Source organism: Pseudoalteromonas sp. S2721 (genome assembly GCF_005887425.1).
In the GTDB taxonomy this organism is placed as follows: Bacteria; Pseudomonadota; Gammaproteobacteria; order Enterobacterales; family Alteromonadaceae; genus Pseudoalteromonas; species Pseudoalteromonas simplex.
Map to the genome: position 1 here is coordinate 17,748 of NZ_PNCZ01000013.1, position 20,206 is coordinate 37,953.

Annotated in this window: 18 protein-coding genes; 12 read left to right on the forward strand and 6 right to left on the reverse strand. The window is 42.0% G+C overall.

What is annotated here, in order from left to right:
- The first annotated feature begins 1 nt into the window (after window position 1).
- The 8 genes from CWC02_RS06340 (at window position 2) to CWC02_RS06375 (ending at window position 7,894) form a co-directional block, all read left to right on the forward strand.
- Window positions 2-1,414: a YcjX family GTP-binding protein gene (locus tag CWC02_RS06340; protein WP_138617103.1), complete on the forward strand. Its 1,413-nt coding sequence runs from the start codon at window positions 2-4 to the stop codon at window positions 1,412-1,414.
- On the forward strand, window positions 1,411-2,445 hold the full coding sequence (locus tag CWC02_RS06345) for a TIGR01620 family protein (RefSeq protein ID WP_138617105.1): 1,035 nt from the start codon (window positions 1,411-1,413) through the stop codon (window positions 2,443-2,445). Before CWC02_RS06340 ends, CWC02_RS06345 begins: the two co-directional genes overlap by 4 nt.
- A 134-nt stretch (window positions 2,446-2,579) precedes the next feature.
- Window positions 2,580-3,761, forward strand: a complete 1,182-nt coding sequence (gene megL / locus CWC02_RS06350; RefSeq protein WP_138617107.1) for a methionine gamma-lyase — start codon at window positions 2,580-2,582, stop codon at window positions 3,759-3,761.
- A 226-nt stretch (window positions 3,762-3,987) separates the two neighbouring features.
- Complete coding sequence (gene phhA, locus CWC02_RS06355; RefSeq protein WP_138617109.1) at window positions 3,988-4,785, forward strand: phenylalanine 4-monooxygenase; 798 nt, start codon at window positions 3,988-3,990, stop codon at window positions 4,783-4,785.
- A 9-nt stretch (window positions 4,786-4,794) separates the two neighbouring features.
- Window positions 4,795-5,139 (forward strand): 4a-hydroxytetrahydrobiopterin dehydratase, encoded by a 345-nt coding sequence (locus CWC02_RS06360; RefSeq protein WP_036969771.1) that lies wholly within the window; start codon window positions 4,795-4,797, stop codon window positions 5,137-5,139.
- A 277-nt stretch (window positions 5,140-5,416) separates the two neighbouring features.
- Window positions 5,417-5,926: a DUF6795 domain-containing protein gene (locus tag CWC02_RS06365; RefSeq protein WP_138617111.1), complete on the forward strand. Its 510-nt coding sequence runs from the start codon at window positions 5,417-5,419 to the stop codon at window positions 5,924-5,926.
- A gap of 40 nt (window positions 5,927-5,966) precedes the next feature.
- On the forward strand, window positions 5,967-7,133 hold the full coding sequence (locus CWC02_RS06370) for a lipase family protein (RefSeq protein ID WP_138617113.1): 1,167 nt from the start codon (window positions 5,967-5,969) through the stop codon (window positions 7,131-7,133).
- 191 nt (window positions 7,134-7,324) lie between these two features.
- Window positions 7,325-7,894, forward strand: coding sequence for a hypothetical protein (locus CWC02_RS06375; protein WP_138617115.1), 570 nt, complete (start codon window positions 7,325-7,327; stop codon window positions 7,892-7,894).
- A gap of 211 nt (window positions 7,895-8,105) precedes the next feature.
- Here the strand turns inward: CWC02_RS06375 and CWC02_RS06385 are convergent, their stop codons facing one another.
- Window positions 8,106-8,348 (reverse strand): type II toxin-antitoxin system Phd/YefM family antitoxin, encoded by a 243-nt coding sequence (locus tag CWC02_RS06385; protein ID WP_138617117.1) that lies wholly within the window; start codon window positions 8,346-8,348, stop codon window positions 8,106-8,108.
- A 144-nt stretch (window positions 8,349-8,492) separates the two neighbouring features.
- On the opposite strand from CWC02_RS06385, the gene CWC02_RS06390 reads away from it, so the two are divergent.
- The gene (locus CWC02_RS06390; protein WP_138617120.1) at window positions 8,493-8,840 is read left to right on the forward strand and encodes a hypothetical protein; all 348 of its coding nucleotides are present in this window, start codon (window positions 8,493-8,495) and stop codon (window positions 8,838-8,840) included.
- A 105-nt stretch (window positions 8,841-8,945) separates the two neighbouring features.
- Window positions 8,946-9,344, forward strand: a complete 399-nt coding sequence (locus CWC02_RS06395; protein ID WP_138617122.1) for a hypothetical protein — start codon at window positions 8,946-8,948, stop codon at window positions 9,342-9,344.
- 124 nt (window positions 9,345-9,468) lie between these two features.
- Here the strand turns inward: CWC02_RS06395 and CWC02_RS06400 are convergent, their stop codons facing one another.
- The 5 genes from CWC02_RS06400 to map form a co-directional block, all read right to left on the reverse strand.
- A complete protein-coding gene (locus tag CWC02_RS06400; RefSeq protein WP_407681624.1) occupies window positions 9,469-10,560 on the reverse strand; it encodes an efflux RND transporter periplasmic adaptor subunit in 1,092 nt (363 codons plus the stop codon).
- Entirely contained in the window at window positions 10,557-13,667 is a 3,111-nt protein-coding gene (locus CWC02_RS06405) for an efflux RND transporter permease subunit (protein ID WP_138617124.1), read from the reverse strand. The genes CWC02_RS06400 and CWC02_RS06405 overlap by 4 nt, the downstream gene beginning before the upstream one ends.
- 299 nt (window positions 13,668-13,966) lie before the next feature.
- On the reverse strand, window positions 13,967-14,794 hold the full coding sequence (gene dapD, locus CWC02_RS06410; protein ID WP_054553126.1) for a 2,3,4,5-tetrahydropyridine-2,6-dicarboxylate N-succinyltransferase: 828 nt from the start codon (window positions 14,792-14,794) through the stop codon (window positions 13,967-13,969).
- 9 nt (window positions 14,795-14,803) lie between these two features.
- Window positions 14,804-17,422 (reverse strand): [protein-PII] uridylyltransferase, encoded by a 2,619-nt coding sequence (glnD, locus tag CWC02_RS06415; protein WP_054553125.1) that lies wholly within the window; start codon window positions 17,420-17,422, stop codon window positions 14,804-14,806.
- A 12-nt stretch (window positions 17,423-17,434) separates the two neighbouring features.
- Entirely contained in the window at window positions 17,435-18,244 is an 810-nt protein-coding gene (gene map, locus CWC02_RS06420; protein WP_228482666.1) for a type I methionyl aminopeptidase, read from the reverse strand.
- Between the two features lie 247 nt (window positions 18,245-18,491).
- Between map and rpsB the strand changes: the two genes are divergently transcribed.
- Both rpsB and tsf read left to right on the forward strand, forming a co-directional pair.
- Entirely contained in the window at window positions 18,492-19,220 is a 729-nt protein-coding gene (gene rpsB, locus CWC02_RS06425; RefSeq protein ID WP_054553123.1) for a 30S ribosomal protein S2, read from the forward strand.
- A gap of 103 nt (window positions 19,221-19,323) precedes the next feature.
- Window positions 19,324-20,175, forward strand: a complete 852-nt coding sequence (gene tsf / locus CWC02_RS06430) for a translation elongation factor Ts (protein ID WP_062566883.1) — start codon at window positions 19,324-19,326, stop codon at window positions 20,173-20,175.
- The last annotated feature ends 31 nt before the right edge of the window (window positions 20,176-20,206 follow it).

Here is a 20,206-nt window from a genome sequence, read left to right on the forward strand (position 1 = left end):
TATGAGCCAATCATTTGCAAAGAACACCTTTAATTCGTTAAAAAATAAAGCGGAAAAAGCCCTTCACCGTAGTTTAGATCAACACGTGAAGTTAGCCGTTACAGGCTTAAGTGGCAGCGGCAAAACCGCTTTTATTACCGCCTTGGTTAAACATTTAACCAGCCAAGCTGACGATAAAAACTTACCTTTTTTTGATGTGATGCGCGAAAAGCGTCATATCGCCACAAAAATAGTGCCGCAGCAAGCACTGACAATACCGACATTTGAATACACAAATGCATTATCAGCGTTATTACCTGTTGAAGGTGAGCCCGCATGGCCTGCCTCTACCGAGCGTATAAATACGCTACGTTTGGCAATTAAGTACCAAATTAATTCGGGACTACGCGGTCACTTTGCACCGCAGTCAACGCTCTATTTAGACATTATTGATTACCCAGGTGAATGGCTACTTGATTTGCCAATGCTAGAGCAATCATTTGCTGATTGGTGTGAGTCACAATACTCACTCTTGCAACAAACAGCACGCAACGAAAAAGCGAAGCCATTTTTAACCGCCCTTGCTGAACTTGATCTATCAGCCAGTGTTGATGAGAGCCAACTTGCTGATGTTGCTGCGCTTTATCAACAGTTATTGGTCGGCCTTAAAAAAGACACCAAGCTTGCCATGTTACAACCAGGTCGCATGCTGATGCCAGGGGAGCTTAAAGGAGCGCCGCTACTGCAGTTTTTCCCTGTTGCGCATGTGCCAGATGAAATAACCGAAGGGTCGAATCTAGCGCATCTTAAAAAGCGCTATAAAGCCTATGTAAAAGAGGTTGTAAAACCTTTTTACGAGCAGCATTTTCGTCATTTTGACCGACAAATTGTGCTAGTGGATGTGCTCAGTGCTTTGAATGAAGGCAGCGAAACCCTGCATGAGCAAAGCCGTGTTATTAACCAATTGTTGGCCCATTTTAATTATGGTGAAGCAAGCTTCTTTAAACGTTTGTTTAAACCAAACATCGACAAGCTACTGTTTGCGGCCAATAAGTCAGATCATATTAGTGCGCAATATCATAAAGATTTAGCGCTATTGCTTGATTCAATCGTGCATGACCAATCGAATCATTTAAAGTTCGAAGGCGTGCAAATCGAAACCATGGCAATGTCATCTATCTGCGCAACAGAGCCACGCCAAGTGGCTGAAAAAGGCCAACAGTTAGCTTGTATTTATGGCAAGCCTCTAGGCGAGCAAGAATGGCTAACGTATTTACCACCGCAGCCACCGTCACGCCTTCTCAACAAACAAGAGTGGCCAAAACAGGGCTTTGAGTTCTTATCGTTTTCGCCACTGCCATGCCCTGATAAACGGTTAAAGCATATTCGTTTAGATCATGTCATGCAGTACCTGATAGGAGATAAACTAACATGAGTGAGCAACCAAAGGAGATGAACTTTCAGGCTGGTCGCCGTATTTCAAGCTCTGCAAGTAATGAAGCGCCAGCGAAGGAGTTAACTGTTGCTAAAGTGATAGAAAACGCCGAATTTATCGACACTGAAGAAGATCAGCAAGATAGCATTGAGCTTGAGCCCGTGTATAAAAAGTCGAAATGGCAAACCCTAAAAGGGGTGTTTGTTGTTAGCTTTTTAATTTTAGTGCTACTTGAGTTTGCGATGTCATTGTTTGTGACGTTCCAGCAATCAATTATTTTAGGATCGGTGTATTTAACGGCTGTTCTCAGTGGTGTGCTACTGATTGCCCGTGTTATTTGGCGCGAGTACCGCATGCTAAGAAGTTTAAAGCGCAATCAATTACATCGAACCGAAGCCGACCGTTTACTCAATAGCGAGCAAGTAGGAGAAGCACTGCCGTGGCTTGAAAAGCTTAATAAACATCAAACGCTTACAGGGTTTGAAGAGTTTAAGCAACAAATAGCAAGTCACCATACCGATAAAGAAATCATGACCTTATACGCCGATAGCTTATTGGTCAGCCAAGATCAGCAAGCGAAAAAACTGATTAACCGTTTTGCCACTGAGTCTGGTTTATTGGTTGCGCTAAGCCCGTTGGCTTTAGTTGATATGATGGCGGTGCTATGGCGTGGCACTAAGCTCATTGAGCAAATTGGCCGTATTTACGGTATTGGTTTTGGTTATGCAAGCCGTATTAAATTGTACCGCTTATTAGTGAAACAAGTACTGTTTGTTGGTAGTGCAGAGTTAGTCTCAGATTTAGCAGCAACGGCACTAAGCGCTGAATTACTGGGGAAATTGTCGGGCCGTGCAGCGCAAGGGCTAAGTGCAGGTATTTTTACTGCGCGTATAGGGTATAAAGCGATGGAGCTTAGTCGCCCGTTACCTCGCTTAGAGCATAAGCGCAGCTTGCTAAAAGAAACCGCCAATAGTATTGCCCGTAAAATTGCCTCACGTACGAGCGACAAAGAGACCGAAAATACAAAATGACAACTTTTGTGTACAGTTAATAAAAACAGCTGAGTGATATTTAGCCATCTGAGCATCCGGCATGCTTGTGCATTGTGGGTATCTACGTTTTATTTATGAGTATGAAGTACTGATAATAAAAACGAGAACACACAATGACTAAGCATCACTTACATACACAATGTATTCATGGTCCAGAAAAACCGAATGACCCACATGGCGCACTGAGTGCGCCACTTTATCAAACCTCTACCTTCTCTTTTGCTAATGCAGCCCAAGGTGCAGCCCGATTTGCCGGTGAAGAGCAGGGCTTTATTTATACCCGTTTGGGTAATCCGACAACCCAAGAGCTAGAACAAAAAGTGGCTCAATTAGAAAACTGTGAAGCAGCGGCTGCTACAGCAACGGGTATGGGTGCGGTGTCTGCGTCTGTGCTTAGCTTTTTACAACAAGGTGACCACCTAGTCGCATCAAGCGCGTTATACGGCTGTACTTTTGCATTTTTTGCTCACATGTTGCCGCGCTTTGGTATCGAAGTTACTTTTGTTGATATGACCAACGAGGCTGAAATTCGCGGCGCGGTTAAAGCCAATTCAAAAATGATTTTTGCTGAAACGCCAATTAATCCGACCATGGCGGTGCTTGATCTAAGTTTAATTGCTGATGTTGCCAAGCAGCATCAACTGATAAGCGTTATCGACAATACTTTCTTAACGCCTCTGCTCCAGCAACCTACCTCGTTTGGCATTGATATTGTGGTACATAGCGCAACTAAATACCTAAATGGCCATGGTGATGTGGTGGCAGGACTTTTGTGCGGCACAGAGGAGCATATCAACCTGATAAAAATGACGGTGCTAAAAGATATTGGTGCAACGATTAGTCCTCATGATGCATGGTTAATTAATCGCGGTTTAAAAACCCTTGCTGTACGCATGGAGCGCCACTGTGCAAGTGCCCAAGTAGTTGCTGAATATTTAGAGCAACACCCGTTAGTTAGCCAAGTTTATTACCCTGGGCTTAAATCACATCCGGGTCATCAATTTATTGGTTCACAAATGAAAGCCGCTGGTGGTGTTATTGCCTTTGAAATAAAAGGCAGCCTTGAAGATGGCGAAACATTTATAAATAACACTCAGCTTTGTACCCTTGCTGTGAGTTTAGGGGATGCTGAAACCCTCATTCAACATCCTGCATCGATGACACATTCGCCTTATACACCTGAAGAAAGAGCAGCTGCAGGGATCAGTGATGGCTTAATTCGATTATCAGTTGGTCTTGAGGATGTTAACGATATTATTAACGATCTTAAAACTGCATTTACATTCATTGGCTAGGTTGTAGTTTTAAGTTTACGGTTGCGCTTGCTTTTACCCCTTTAAAAATGTGGCGTGTAAACTTTTCGATCTTCTAGTGTAATTTTAAATTTACGTTAAGGCTATTTCTGCAAACCTTAGAAACAGCCTTAACTATTAAAATTTCGCTTACTTTTACATAGTATCGGCTTAACAAGTTAATGAGATTCTGATCAATGCTGATCAAGATTTAACGAAGAAGGTTATTATGGCTAAAGCAAGTAATTACACCTCCAAGCAACCTGATGAAAATGGGGTTATCCATTGGAGCGAAGAAGAAAATAAAATATGGTCTGAGCTAGTTGCTCGCCAACTCGCTTGCATAGAAGGTAAAGCCTGTGATGAATATTTAGCAGGTCTTAAGAAAATTAATTTACCAACAGATCGTATTCCACAACTTAGTGAACTCAACGAAGTGTTACTCGAAACAACGGGCTGGCAAGTTGCGCCTGTTCCGGCATTGATCGATTTTGATGAGTTCTTTCGATTACTAGCAAACAAGCAGTTCCCAGTAGCGACTTTTATTCGCAGCCGTGAAGAGTTTGACTACTTACAAGAGCCTGATATCTTCCACGAGATTTTTGGTCATTGTGCGATGCTTACCAACCCAGCATTTGCTGAGTTTACACACAAATATGGTCAGTTAGGTTATGCCGCTGAAAAGAAAGATCGTGTTTATTTAGCACGCCTTTACTGGTTTACTGTTGAGTTTGGTTTAATGCAAACCGAACAAGGTCTGCGTATTTATGGTGGTGGTATTTTATCAAGCCCAGGCGAAACACAATACGTGTACTCAGATAAGCCAGAAATCAATACGATGAACGTGCTTGATGTATTACGTACACCTTATCGTATTGATATTATGCAGCCTGTGTACTACACCATTAACTCAATCAATGACTTATTTGATATTTCACAAATGGATATCATGTCGCTGGTGAGTAAAGCAAAAGAATTAGGGCTACATGAGCCAAAGTTTCCTCCTAAAGAAAAATTAGCAAGTTAAGGATTTATAATGTCTTCATTAAGCACACAAAAGTGTGAAGCGTGTCGTGCGGATGCGCCTAAAGTATCTGATGCTGAATTAGCAGAATTGATCAAAATGATCCCAGACTGGGTTCCTGAAGTGCGCGACGGCATTATGCAATTAGAGCGTGTTTACAAGTTTAAAAACTTCAAGCAAGCACTTGAGTTCACTAATAAAGTGGGCGATATGGCTGAAGAAGAAGGTCACCACCCAGGTCTGTTAACCGAGTGGGGCAAAGTAACTGTTACTTGGTGGAGCCACTCTATCAAAGGGTTACACAAAAATGATTTTATCTGTGCTGCTAAAACAGACGATGTATTCGCTGCACTGTAATTTTAAGTTCTGCCCAGAACGATAAAAGGCGTAACCTCAGGTTGCGCCTTTTTGCTTTTTTAGTTCTGATTTCAGCACCGTACTTGAAGGGACTTCATAAAAAGGCTAGCATGAACCTCATATAGGTAAATACTAGGGAAGGTGGTTTATCGTTTATTCCTCTAAGGTTATAGAAAGCACTCAAACCCAGAGCTTTTATTTTTTACGCCATATCATATTATCAGCTTATATTTGCCTTTATCTTTTACTTTTATTAAAGCCACTTGAGGTACAAGCTATGTTTGGTCGATTTAAATTGCATACTGTAGAAATGTCGCCGGAGGTATCAGGTCGAATAACTGATGGGGGTAAGCCATTATCAGGTGTGCAAGTAGCAAGAAGCCTAGCATATGATGGGTACAAAGATGGTAAAGAACAACTAGAGCATACATTTACAAATGAAAATGGTGAGTTTTCGTTTACAAAAATGGTAATCAAATCTCGTAAGCCAGGCAGTATCTTTGGACAGAACATGCCAGTATTACAAGCGATTTATGTTGAGCGCGACGATAAGTTATATCAACTATGGTATACGAGTAAGGTGTGGGAACCAGTTAAGCCGTTAAGTGATTTGTTATTAAGATTAAATGCAGATCTACAAAATAAAGAAATACACCATGAAGTTGATACAAGAAGTTATGGTGGTATGCGCTCTCAAGTCGTTTTATCTATATGCTATTTCGAAGATAGCCTCATAACATCTTTTTATAATAATCAAGAGATATCTACTTATGCAGATATTGATTAATTTTTAATTTTTAATTTCAATTTTAATGTAAGGAAACATTATGCACGCAATTTCACCCAGGATGGCATCTAGCCTAGCACTAGCCTCATACTCTATTAAAAATGGCTTATCAAAAGGGGCTCGACTAGCAGTTAACCAAGATATCGATAAACACTTCAGCTTTGACCTATCAAACGGAGTACACAAGGGGACTTCTGGGGGATTTTTCTGGCGTAAAGAAACAGGCTTCGCACTTATTGGTCAAGGAAAGGCTAGTAGTATGATACATAAAAATGATTATGTAGTTGCTTTTAGAGGGACTGATGCCTTAGCTGACTGGGTTACTGATGCAACAGCCCATAGTACGAATAGTGATAATGGGAATGCTGTTCACACTGGTTTTCAGCGTAGTTTTGCTTCTATAAGACCTAGTCTTTTTGATTTTTTTAACCAACCTGGTGTAAGAGACAAAAAAGGTGGGGTTGTTCATTGTGTTGGACATAGCTTGGGTGGAGCCTTAGCGACATTAGCTGCTGACTGGATAAGTACAGAATTTGATAAAACAGTTTACGTATATACCTTTGGTGCTCCGCGAGTTGGCAAAAAAGATTTTGTAATAAATAATCATTCAAGAATTGAAAAGACTTACCGTTGTGTTCATGGAAATGACCCTGTTCCTAAGGTACCTGTTTGGCCTTTTTACCATGCTCCGTTAAATGGACGAGAATATATATTATCACGAGCTCAAGGAATTAGTTTCGCAGCACATGGAATGCCGAATGGGCCTGGATATATAAATACAGCAGATCATAATCGTTGGGAGAATTTAGATGTGCAATCATCAACCTCTATAAGCCAGCGTGTAATACTCAATTATAACCATCGCCTTCAGACTACATACTCAACACATTGGGCTGATAAAATAGCAGCTGCATTAATGACAATATTGGTTGATGGCGGAGCGTCAGGTATCGTCGCTAGTTTACAAGCTACATTAGTTCCTGTTGCCACTGTTTATGATGTTATGGCTCGTACTCTGGCTGATATAGCTAAGATAAAAACAGAGCAAACAGAACCCCTTAGAGGTTTGTTAGCATGTATGCTGGCTTTTGCAGGTAAAGGCGTAAGTATCCCAATAAAATTCACAGAGAGCTTTATTCGTTGGGTATTCAGTGTAACTATTGGGCGTTTGTATAAAGCTGCTAGGCAAGCAATGAAGCAAAACTAGCAACCATTACATAAATAAATATTTATGAAGTTGCTAAAGTAAAAACAGACGATGTATTCGCTGCACTGTAAATTTTAAGTTCTGCCCAGAACGATAAAAGGCGTAACCTCAGGTTGCGCCTTTTTGCTTTTTTAGAGTCCAAGAATTAACATTGAACTCTTATCTTTGTGAGAACACGAGAAAAGAAAATAATGAAAAACAAAGCGCTTATTCTGCCATTCCTACTCATTTTACTGCCCTTAATTGATAGTTTGTTTATCCCGCAAACATTTGGCATTCAATGGCACAGCCCTAAGCTGATGTATCAAATAGGTGTAGTACTGATGATTGTAAAGCTCACTATGGTTGCCATTGGGCTTTGGTTATTATTAAAAGCAAAGCGCCTTTATATGGAAGCCAGTAAATCGACCCGTATTGTTAAATTTTCAGTCTTTTTACTCGGCGGCTTACAAGTGGTGATAATGACTGCAATATGCTTTTGGTATTTAGTAGCGGGCACGCAAGCGAAACATTTTATGCTGCAAGACAACATTGCTGTATTTACCGCTGATTATGGCGTATTTGCACCGGTACATCATGAGTTCTCATTTATATGCTTTGATGCCAATGGTTTTTACCACATGCAACCTATAGCCCAGCTACCTTGGCTCGGAGCCTTTACCTTTACTAGCCAAGATTCACGTTTGATCATTCAACATAAAAACCAAAGCGGCGCGAATACTCAAGAAATTTTATTAAAAGGGTTTGGCTGTTTGCAGTGAGAGGTGTTGGCTTTGTGGAAGGTGGTGCAATTATAAGTGGTTTTCAGGAAGCTGAGATTGGTTTAGTACGGCAACAATCATTATAAAACCATCTTCTTTAATAAAATAAGCAGTGTGTTTACCAATAGGAAAGTAAAAACCATTTGGATAAATGTCATTACAGCTACGCCCAATTTCTGGATTTTTTGTAACTTATCTTTTGCAAAGTGTTTTATAAAGTATCCAAGAAGTCTTTACCATCAACTACATTACCTTGAGCTAAGTCTCTTGTTGCGTTTTCAAAGCAATGCTTAATATAGTCGACTTTCATAGCTTCTAATTCTTCATAATCCCTTATAGACATGACCACTACGACGTCCTCGTTGTTTTTACTAATTTTAATAGGCTCACGTTGAGCGTTTAAATGTAGTTCACCAAAATTACGTTTTGCATCATTTGCTGTTAGTGTATTCATGGCTGAGCTCTAAAATAAAGTGATAGGGGAATTCTATTAAAAAGCATAAATGGTCGAAATAATTAAATCGCGCGATTAGTTTGGGTTCTGTAGTTTTACTTACAAGGCACTGATTATAAGGCACGTAACATATATAAAAGAATTATGAAATTTATATTAGATGACATAGTAATCGAGCATATTGAAAACTCTGATCCTATTTCAATAAAAGTAGGAAAGGTTGGCTGTAGCCATGGTTATATTGACTTAGAAGTAGATATGCTATCTATCTCTCAAGCAAATGAAGCACTTACAACAGGTGGAAGGCCAAAAAGCTTAAAATTTGGTTCAGCCCTCAAAGGATGTAAGTTTAAATTTAGTAAGCAAGAGACAAAATTTTACACAGGTTCAATGCTTTGGTGGTGTTTGCCACTAAGCTTTCGCTGGGAACCTCTTTATTGCTATAAAATAAAAGAGGTTATTAGAATGATTCACTATTTTAAAGCATTATAAGGCGAGTATTTTAAACGCGAATCGTAGCTGTAAACTTAGTTCTGCGTTAGTGTATCTAGTTGGTCATTTCTAAATCATAATTGTGACATAACATATGGAGACAAATTGAACAGTTTAAGGATAGTAAAATACACTTTAGTCATGCTGGTTTTGAATACCGTATTAAGTACCTTTATCACTCTAATAATTGGAAGTGATAACTTAGCTTCACTCTCATTCGGTAAATATTTTACATACCAGTTATTACCATCTTATTTATTGAGCGCAGCTATTTATACCGTTATGGCTAAGCGCAATGTTGTAAAAGCTTGGAATTATGCCCTAAGTGTATATTTACTGAGCTTTATAGTGGAAACAGTAATTGTATCGATACTATTACAAACGTTATTTATCCCACCTTTATGGTTTGTAGAAGTGCCTTTGAGTATAGCCTTTGCGATTGTTGGTACTGTCATCGGAATTAAATTAGGTACTCAGGATAGTAAGGAAGTCGAAGGGCCCTGATCTTGCTTTTTTGCTTCCTAGAAAGTCAAAAACAAGCGCAACTCTTAATAATCATTACTACCCTTTATCATAACTGCCAGCTCTTAAAATATTTAATAGCTGGCAGTCATCTCAAGCCTTGCAGTTATTGCTTTACCTGAACTTCGACTTCTTGCCCGGTTTGTAGTTGCTCGGCGCCGCGTACTGCCACTTTATCGCCCGCATTTAAAGTGATGTTAGAAGTCGGGGTGACTTCAACAAGCTTGTCTTTACCATTACCGACTTTTACGGGAATTTGCAGGGCTTTGTTGTCGTTGTCGATTTTGACGATATGGGTGCCTTTTTTGCGTAAGATCAGCGCATCGCGATTCACCAGTAGTACATCCCCTTTGCTTTTTAGTGGCACGGCTACATCAACCAGTTGGCCAATTGCCCATGTTTGCTCAGCATCATTTGCTAGTAAAGCACGTACTTCTACGGTTTGTGAACGCGGATCGGTTGATGGGATCACCGCTGTTACGGTGGCTGTTGTCATATCAGGGGCTGATAAGTCGCCAGCTTTAATTGGTAACTCTATGCCTTTGTGTAAAAACTTTAAGTATTTAACAGGTACATACAAACGCACTTCTAAGTTATTAATATCGAGCAGAGTGATCAGTTCATCTGCGCGATTTATTTCGCGACCAGCGCGTTTAAAACGCTCGCTGATCACGCCATCAAATGGAGCGCGAACGGTTGCACGCGAAAGCTGATCGTCTATTACTTTTAATTCAACCTTAGCCAGTGCGATATCAGATAACGCAAGGTCATGCTTATTTTGCATATCATCGACTTGGCTTGCTGCTGCACTGCTTGCTTTAGCAAGTTTTTGTAAACGAGCAAGTTCTTGTTGATATAAACGTAAGTTTATTTTGGCGCGATTGAGCATTTCTTGCTGGCGTGCTTTTTCAAGTTCAAGCGGTAAGGTGTCCATACGAACTAGGGTATCGCCACTTTTAACCAGAGTGCCTGGCTCAACAACATATAATAAACGGCCGCTAACACCCGCTGTTAGGGTTACATCATCTTTGCCATACAGAGTGCCGCTAACTTCAATTTCGCTTGTCAGTGGAGCTTGTGTAACGGTTTCTACCGTAACCGGCACGACTGCAAAGGCGTTAAATGCGATAAGACTGAATAGCGCACAAAAGCGAGCGGTTAATTTACGAAAAGGTGTGTTCATTGTTTTAATACTCATTGATTCGATACCAAGCTTAAAGGCGTTTTTTCTGGTTGCTGTTTGTTATTAACGGGCGGTAGTTGTCTGCCAAGTTGCAATAAACTTGGCATTAATATCAGGGTGAATAGGGCACTAATAGCCATGCCGCCAACAATCACAGTGGCAAGGCCACGGTAAATTTCTGAACCTACCCCCGGCATTAGCATCAGTGGCAGCATGCCAAATAAGCTGGTTAAGGTACTTAAGTAAACTGGTCTTGCGCGCAGCAGTACAGCTTGACGAACGGCGTCATCTCGACTGAGTCCTGCGGCCATCGCAACACGGGTTTGGTCAACCAACAAAATGGCATTATTTACCACCAGACCCAGCAAGATAATAAAGCCAATCATGGTCAGTAAGTCGAGCGATTGGAAGGTAAATAAGTTAAGTACGAATAGGGCCAGGACACCGCCTGCAATTGCCAATGGCATGACCAGTAAAACTAACGCGCTGTCTTTGGCTGACTTAAACAATGCGGTCATTAGCAAGAATAAAATAAACAGAGCCAAGATAAAGTTGATTGTCATTTCTTGCATGGCCGAATTCATCTTTTGTGCGTTACCCGCCAAAATCGCACCAGAGCTGTCGGGCAAGCTTGCACGAACTTTTGGCATAACTTGCTCTGAAAGAATAGTTTGCGCTTGTTGTAAGCTCATATCTGCTGGTGGAGTGACAACAATACTCACGGTACGACGGCCATTAACACGTCTAAGCTGGGTTGGCCCCACGGTGCGTTCAATATTGGCAAGTTCGCCTAAGGTTTGAACACCTGATTGTGGGGTCACAATGGGCAGTGCTTTAAGCTCCTCTGGAGTTTGCCACGGTATACCGCGCAAAATTACGTTCATGCGTTCGTTGCCATCAAAGTATTCATTAACAAATAACCCACCTGTATAGGCTTGCACTGCTTGAGATACATCACGACGAGTTAGCCCTGCTTGGGTTATACGACGGTCATTGGGTGTGAGCCTAAGTTCTGGCTCTGCCATATCGAGTCGTGGTTGTGGCCTTGCAGTGGCATTCGGCATTGCTTCGGTGACAGCTTGCAGCGCCACATTAGCACCGGCTATTAGCTCGTCCATATTCGGACCCGTTAAATCGATATTGATATTACGACCATCACCGCCATTAGCAACTTGGATCATCGACCCTCGAAAGAAGAATACTTGGGTGTCGGGTAAATCAATGAAGATTTCTTCTCGGGCAACCTTCATTAGTTCTTCAACACGTTGCGGATCGGCAGAATAAATAAAACCGCCAGCATTCGAACCAAAAGCATAAAAGTTAAAATCTTTAATCCCCGGCTCTTTTTCACCTGTGTAGTAAGGCATTAAACGCTTTTTAATACGCATCAGCAGCTCTTCTTCCATAAACTGCACATTGCCGCCAGGCGGGGTGTTCAAGTTAAAGAAAAAGCCATCGGTTGGTGCGCGCGGCATAAAATCAGTTTTCGGGAGCATGGTCATGGTCGCGACGAGTGAGCCACCTAATAACGACACTATCCATACTATTTGTTTAACGCGGGTATTGGTAAGCGCCATGATGAAGTTAGTCAGCTTCTGCCAATATTCACGATAAGGATCCGCTTTGAGTTCTTTGTCTGGCCAAAAATGGTTAGCTAACGGGATTAGTGTAATTGCGCAAATCATAGAGGCAATTACAGCAATTGATAAGGTGAGCGCCAAGTCAGAGAATAACTGCCCCTCAATACCTGCCATAAATAAAATTGGCAAGAAGATAGCAACGCTGGTGGTGGTTGAGGCAAATAAAGCGCCTGTTACTTGAGCTGCGCCTTTTAGCGCGGCTTTCTTCGTATCAAAGCCTTCACTTCTGAGCCTTGCGATGTTTTCTTGCACTATGATGGCGGCATCAAGTACTAAGCCAACCGCAAAGGCAAGGCCTGCTAGTGAAATAACATTTAAGCTGCGGTCAAAAATATTCAACGTTAAAAACGCGACTAACAAAGAGACAGGAATTGTCGCTGCAATCACAAACGTGGCCTTTAAGCCCCTAAAGAACAGCCATAAGATTAAACACGACAGCAAAACACCCAAGCCTAAGTTACTTTTAACCAACGACAAAGCATTACGAATATGCACTGAGGCATCAAAACTTAATTCAATCGATAAACCATTTTCAGCCAGCGGCCCTTCGTTTAGCTCTTTAATGGCAAGGTTAATTTCGTCGAGTAGGGCAACGGTATTGGCTTCGTTAGCGCGAGAAATACGAATGTAATATGCGGGTTTACCATTTCGACCACTCATCCCTAAACGGTCAGAGAAAGTGCGCTCTACACTTGCGATATCGCCAAGGTAAATGGGTCTATCGCCTGAATAACCAACGCGCATTTGTGCCATGCTTGATAAATCATATTGCCCCGTAAAGCGTACGGTATATTGACGACGGCCAACATTAGCAAGGCCACCAGAGGTATCGCGTGAGCTGGCTAATACGTTACTGATTTGGTCAAGGCTGACGCCAAGTGCGGCGGCTTTGTGGGGGTCAAAGGTGATACGTAACTCTTTTGGTCGCTCACTGGCTAAATCAACGCGGGCAACACCAGGAATACGTGCCAAACGGGGCTCAACAAATTCATCGATTTGTTTTTGGAACTGCGCCATGTCTAAATCAAGGCTGTCGCTATTAAAATCTTTTGGGGTGACCAGTAACGTTGCAGCGGCTTCCCCATTATTACCGCCAGCAAATACCACAGGATCAAATGCATCTAACGGCAGGGGCGGCGCTTGGTTTAGGCTAGTTAACACATCAAGCATGGCCTGTTGCATGTTTTGCCCAACAGCAAAAGTCAACGTGATCGAGCCATTGCCACGGTTAATGTAAGTATTAACCTCTAAGGCACCCGGGGTGTTTTTTACTGCGTTCTCGAGCGGCTCAATGATCACCGATTCAATCTCTTCAGGTGCAGCTTGGCGCCAGCCAGAGAAAATAGTGATCTGCGGTTGCTCGATATCTGGTGTGAGCTGAATTGGCAGCTTAAAAATACTCAACATGCCAAACAACATAATCAACACCAAGATGACAATAACACTCGCAGGGTTTTTCAGCGAACTACGTGTCAGGTTCATTGTGTGTGTTCCAAAATCAGTTTGTGTGCATTGTAGTGCGATGTAAAAAAAGTGCCAGTGAGGTAAATGAAATGTATGTCAGAAGTAACGCTGAATAGCCGTTAATTCGCGATAAAGTGTGTATTTGAAATAAGATGTAACAATTTAGCTGAGGCGCTTTAAGTTAAAAGCCTTAAACCCTAAGTTTTAAGCTCTAAGTACAAAAAAGCGCGAAACTAGTTAGCATCGCGCTTCTTGAATTTTTAAACTTACAGCTTACAGCTGACAGCTGACGGCTGACAGCTTAAAGCTCCGCTTTATTATTCATCAATCGAGCGAAGTAGGGCGTTAATACCTACTTTTTCGCGAGTTTGCTGATCCACTTTTTTCACGATGATGGCAGCATATAGGCTGTGCGAACCATCTTTTGACGGTAAAGAACCAGGAACAACAACCGCACCGGCTGGTACTCGGCCGTAATGGATTTCGCCAGTTTCACGGTCATAGATACGTGTGCTTTGGCTGATATAAACGCCCATCGAGATAACGGCGCCTTCTTCAACTACCACGCCTTCAACAATTTCAGAACGTGCGCCAATGAAGCAGTTGTCTTCAATAATAGTTGGGTTAGCTTGTAGTGGCTCAAGTACACCACCAATGCCTACACCGCCAGATAAGTGAACGTTTTTGCCAATTTGTGCACATGAGCCAACCGTTGCCCATGTATCAACCATTGTACCTTCATCAACGTAGGCGCCAATGTTGACATAAGATGGCATAAGCACCACGTTTTTACCTACGAAGCTGCCTTTACGTGCCACAGCATTAGGCACAACACGCATGCCGCCTTGTTGGAATTGCTCTGGTGTATAGTCGCTAAATTTAAGTGGTACTTTGTCGTAAAACTGATTAACACCATCGCTCATTGGTTGGTTATCACGAATACGGAAAGACAATAGCACCGCTTTTTTTAACCATTGATGCACAACCCACTCACCACTGATTTTTTCAGCAACACGGGCAGCGCCGCTATCAAGTAATTCAAGCGCGTCGATAATAGCTTGTTTTACTTCACTTGATACCGTGCTTGGGCTGATGCTATCGCGGTTGTCCCAGGCGTTTTCGATCATGGTTTTTAAATCTGACATAAGATCCTCTTATTCGGTTTCTGCGTTGAGTTTTTTACGCAATGCTTGATGAATTTTAGCCTGTTCTTCGTCTGTTAATGCTTGGTATTCGTTATTTGATACCACGAAGAAATCTTCTGCACGTTCACCAACTGTGGTGATCCGTGCGGCATGAATATGTAATAAGTGCGCTTGAAATACTTCCGCAATTTTTGTTAATAGACCCGGAATATCCACCGCCTGAATTTCAATTAAACTGCGGTCTTTACGGGCATGCGGTCTAAGCACAATTTTTGGTTTGATATTAAAGTCTTTGAAGCGCTGTGAGCGATTCTTTTTAAGGCGAATTTTCTTTTTCGGGTCGCTAATTGCAAGATCTAAAGCACGTTTAATGCCTTGCGAACGGTTACTCGCAATCGGGTCACCATTGACCTCTAAAATAACAAAGCTAAATAGCACGTAGCCATCTTTTGTGGTCAGTACTTGCGCATGTTGAATTTGCGCTTTTTTCGAACCAATCACACTAACTAAACGTGAGAATAAACTGCCCGAGTAAGGGCTATAAGCAAATACTTGTGTACCACCATGCATTGCGGTGTTAGACACGGCAACGCTAGGCTGGCTTAAATCGTCACAGCTTAGTAAGTGCTCTGTGTGCCACGAAATCTGTTGCTCGCTAAAAGCAGTAAAATAATTGGCTTTAAAGCGACTCCAAATTAAGTCGATTTGATCTTCGTTACAACCGTGGTTCAGTAAGCGCTGTTTGGCTTGCTGTTTTTTATCACGTATTTGGTCACGTTGGTCCATTGGGTTTTCAAGCCCTAAACGAAGCGCTCGCTGGGTGTGTAAATACAGCTCACGTAGTAGGGTATTTTTCCAATCGTTCCACAGGTTATCGTTAGTTGCGCGAATATCGGCTAACGTTAAGCAGTACAAGTAATCAAGCTGACGCTCATTTTTCACTTTACTTGCAAAGTCTTTAATCACATCTGGGTCATTAATATCTTTGCGCTGCGCTGTAACCGACATAAGTAAGTGATTAGCCACTAACCACGAAATAAGCTTGCCATCTGAGGCTGGGAAGCGGTGTAGCTTAGCAAACGCGATTGCATCAACTGAGCCAAGCTCAGAGTGATCGCCACCACGACCTTTAGCAATATCATGGAAAATACCGGCTAAATAAAGTAACTCAGGCTTGTCCATGCGAGTGACAATTTCACTACATAAAGGAAATTCGCTGACTTTTGATTTATCAAAGTACTTATAAATATTGTTGATGAGTTTATGGGTATGTTCATCCACGGTGTAGGCATGGAATAAATCGAACTGCATTTGCCCAAAGATATTACGCCACTGTGGTAAGTAGGCAGCGATAATACCGTGCTTGTGCATCAGCGTAAATGCGCGCCCCATACCGTTAGGGTGTTTGATTAAACGCAAAAATGCTTCGCGACAGGCGGCGTAATCTTGTAAATCACCCAATAAACGACGGCGAACTTGGCGCATTGTACGTATGGTACTTGGGTAAATATGGGTGATTTCTGGGTTATCAGCAATATGCTCGAACAATACAAATAGCTGATCACGGCGGAAGAACACCGATGGATTCTTAACACGAATTTGATGACCAATACGCTCAAAGTTACGGTCAAGCTCAATCACAGGTAACTCACCAGCACCCGGTAAAATGCTTTGTTCAAAGTATGAAAGCAGCATTTGGTTAAGCTCACGTACGCGGCTCATAATCCTAAATAAGCGCTTCATCATGCGCTCGACCGAGGCTTTACCATCACTACCAAAGCCGAGGATTTCAGCGGCGTTAGGCTGATGATCGAACAATAAGCGGTTTTCAGAGCGACCTGCAGCGATGTGTAGCGCAAAACGAATGTTCCAAAGGTTTTCTAAACATTCAGACAGTTCTTGGTATTCTTCGTGAGTAAGGTAGCCGTGATTTATAAGTTCTTGTAATGTTTCGGCCCTAAAGTGCTTTTTAGCAACCCAAATAATGGTCTGTAAATCACGTAAACCACCTGGGTTTTCTTTGATATTCGGCTCAAGATTATAAGCTGTACCATGGCATTTTTTATGGCGTAAACTTTGTTCTTGTACTTTTGCCAAAAAGAATTCGTCTGAGCGCCAAATCGGCGTATCAATTAAATGATTTTTTAATTTTTCGAATTCGATATGGTTACCGAAAATTAATCGGCTTTCGAGTAAGCTGGTGGCAAATGTCACATCTTCGCGTTTTTGTTCTAATGCTTGTTCTATAGTGCGAACGCTGTGACCAATTTCTAAATTAAGATCCCAAAGCATGGTAACGAACTGGCCAATTTTCTCGCACACGGCTTCACTTGGCTGCTCGCTTACTAGCAACATAAAGTCGATATCGGAATAGGGGTGTAGTTCGCCACGACCATAACCACCCACAGCAATCAGGGCAAGATCACTTTCGTGAGCAAGGTCGTAATCGTGAAACAGTTTAATTAATAAGCGGTCGATAAACTCAGCACGGGCATTAATTAAGTTGCTAACGGGTTGTTTTGAGAATTCGTTCTGTAGCCATTTATAAAAATAACTAGAACAGTCGCGATAATCGCTAAGTTGCTCAGCTTGGCTGAGCAACTTTTTTACTTTATTGGGTAATGCCACTGGGGCTGGCTCCTAGTGTTCGATGATCCTGTCAATAGTATCATCTGATCGGAGCGTTAAAATTTCAACACCATTTTCAGTCACTAACAGTGTATGTTCCCACTGTGCAGACAATGAACGGTCTTTTGTTACAACTGTCCAGTTGTCTTTAAGTAGCTTACATTGGCGTTTACCAGCATTAACCATAGGTTCGATTGTTAAGCACATACCTGCTTTTAATACTTCACCAGTACCTGCTTTACCATAGTGCATTACTTGAGGTTCTTCGTGGAACTCAGCACCAATACCGTGGCCACAGTATTCACGTACGATTGAATAGCTAAAGCCCTCTGCGTATTTTTGAATTGCAGCACCAATATCACCTAAGCGTACGCCTGGTTTTACCATTTTAATTGCAAGGTAAAGGCTTTCTTGGGTGATATCTGCAAGACGCTTGCCTTGAATGTTAGGCGTACCAACGTGGAACATCTTCGATGTATCACCGTGATAGCCATCTTTGATCACTGTCACGTCGATATTGACGCTATCGCCTTCTTTAAGTGGTTTGTCATTTGGAATACCGTGACAAATTACATGGTTCACTGAGGTGCAAATTGATTTTGGGAAACCGTGATAATTAAGCGGTGCTGGAATAGCATCTTGAACATTAACAATATAATCATGACAAATTGTATTTAGTTCATCTGTGGTTACACCTGGCACCACATGCGGTTCTATCATTTCTAGTACCTCGGCGGCTAAGCGCCCGGCAACACGCATTTTTTCGATTTCTTCAGGGGTCTTGATCACAGCACTCATTGAGGCTCCAAAGTTGTTTTTCAGGTCAGTTTTTAGTGCACAAATTTTGCACTAGACGTTGAGTTTTCAATTTTAATATGGTATAAAGCGCGCCGTCTTTTTACAAATAAATTCTTAACTGATTTTTTGTATTTAAGGCAAACACAATTTTATTTTAACACACACACGTATCGTCACATACACTTGGGTGCACTTAAGTTACAAATTAACTACGGTGTTGGTGCTATGGGATATGTGGAGGCCTAACCCTAAATTATAGAGGATTATACAAATGGCAAACGTTTCAATGCGCGATATGCTTCAAGCTGGTGTTCACTTTGGTCACCAGGCACGTTACTGGAACCCTAAGATGAAGCCTTTCATCTTCGGCGCTCGTAACCGTGTTCATATCATCAACCTAGAGCAAACTGTACCAATGTTCAACGAAGCACTTAAGTTCTTATCGAACGCAGCTTCTAACAAAGGTAAAGTACTTTTCGTTGGTACTAAGCGCGCAGCAAGCGAAGCAGTTAAAGAAGCCGCTCTTCAAAGCGAGCAGTTCTACGTAAACCACCGTTGGTTAGGTGGTATGTTGACTAACTGGAAAACAGTTCGTCAATCAATCAAGCGTCTTAAAGACCTTGAAGCGCAAAGCCAAGACGGTACTTTCGAGAAATTAACTAAGAAAGAAGCGTTAATGCTTACTCGTGAAATGGAAAAGCTTGAAAAGAGCCTTGGTGGTATCAAAGACATGGGCGGTCTTCCAGACGCGCTTTTCGTTATCGATGCAGACCACGAGCACATCGCTATCCGTGAAGCTAACAACCTAGGTATCCCAGTTGTTGCTATCGTTGATACTAACTCTAACCCAGACGGTGTTGATTACATCGTACCTGGTAACGACGATGCGATCCGTGCTATCCAACTTTACACTGGCGCTGTATCAGCTGCGATCACTGAAGGTCGTGAGAACAACATCGTTGCTCAAGCTGAGAAAGACGACTTCGTAGAAGCTGAGTAATTAGCTGTCATCAAGTCTTCATCTAATTAAGATGAAGACTTGTTATTCTTGTTAAGCGGCCTATACCGCTTCCCTATAACAGAATTCAATTGAGGATATTCTAATGGCTGTAACTGCTGCCCTAGTTAAAGAATTACGCGAGCGTACTGGCGCTGGCATGATGGATTGTAAAAAAGCGTTAACTGAAACTAACGGTGACATCGAGTTAGCGATCGAAAACATGCGTAAGAGCGGTGCTGCAAAGGCTGCTAAAAAAGCAGGTAACATCGCTGCTGAAGGTACAATCTTAATCAAAGAAGGTAACGGTTTCGCTGCACTTCTTGAAGTTAACTGTCAAACTGACTTCGTTGCTAAAGACGCTAACTTCCTTGGTTTCGCTAACCAAGTTCTTGACGCTGCTGCAGAATCTAAAGCAGACATCGAAGCACTTAAAGCACAATTCGAAGAAACTCGTGTTGCTCTAGTTGCTAAAATCGGTGAAAACATCAACGTTCGTCGCGTTGAGTACATCGACGGTGACAAGCTTTCTTCTTACCGCCACGGCGACCGTATCGGTGTTGTTGTAGTTGGTGAAGCTGACGAAGAAACACTTAAGCAAGTTGCTATGCACGTAGCTGCGTCTAAGCCTGAGTTCGTAAACCCAGAAGATGTACCAGCTGACGTTGTTGAAAAAGAAAAAGCAGTTCAAATCGATATCGCGATGAACGAAGGCAAGCCTGCTGAAATCGCTGAGAAAATGGTTATCGGTCGTATGAAGAAATTCACTGGTGAGATCTCTCTTACTGGTCAAGCTTTCATCATGGAACCTAAAAAATCAGTTGGCGAAATTCTTAAAGAGAAAGGCGCAACTGTTTCTAACTTCATCCGTTTAGAAGTTGGTGAAGGTATCGAGCGTAAAGAAGAAGACTTCGCTGCTGAAGTAGCTGCTCAAATCGCTGCTGCAAAAGGCGAGTAATTTTCTAACTTAGTGACGTAGGACAATAAGA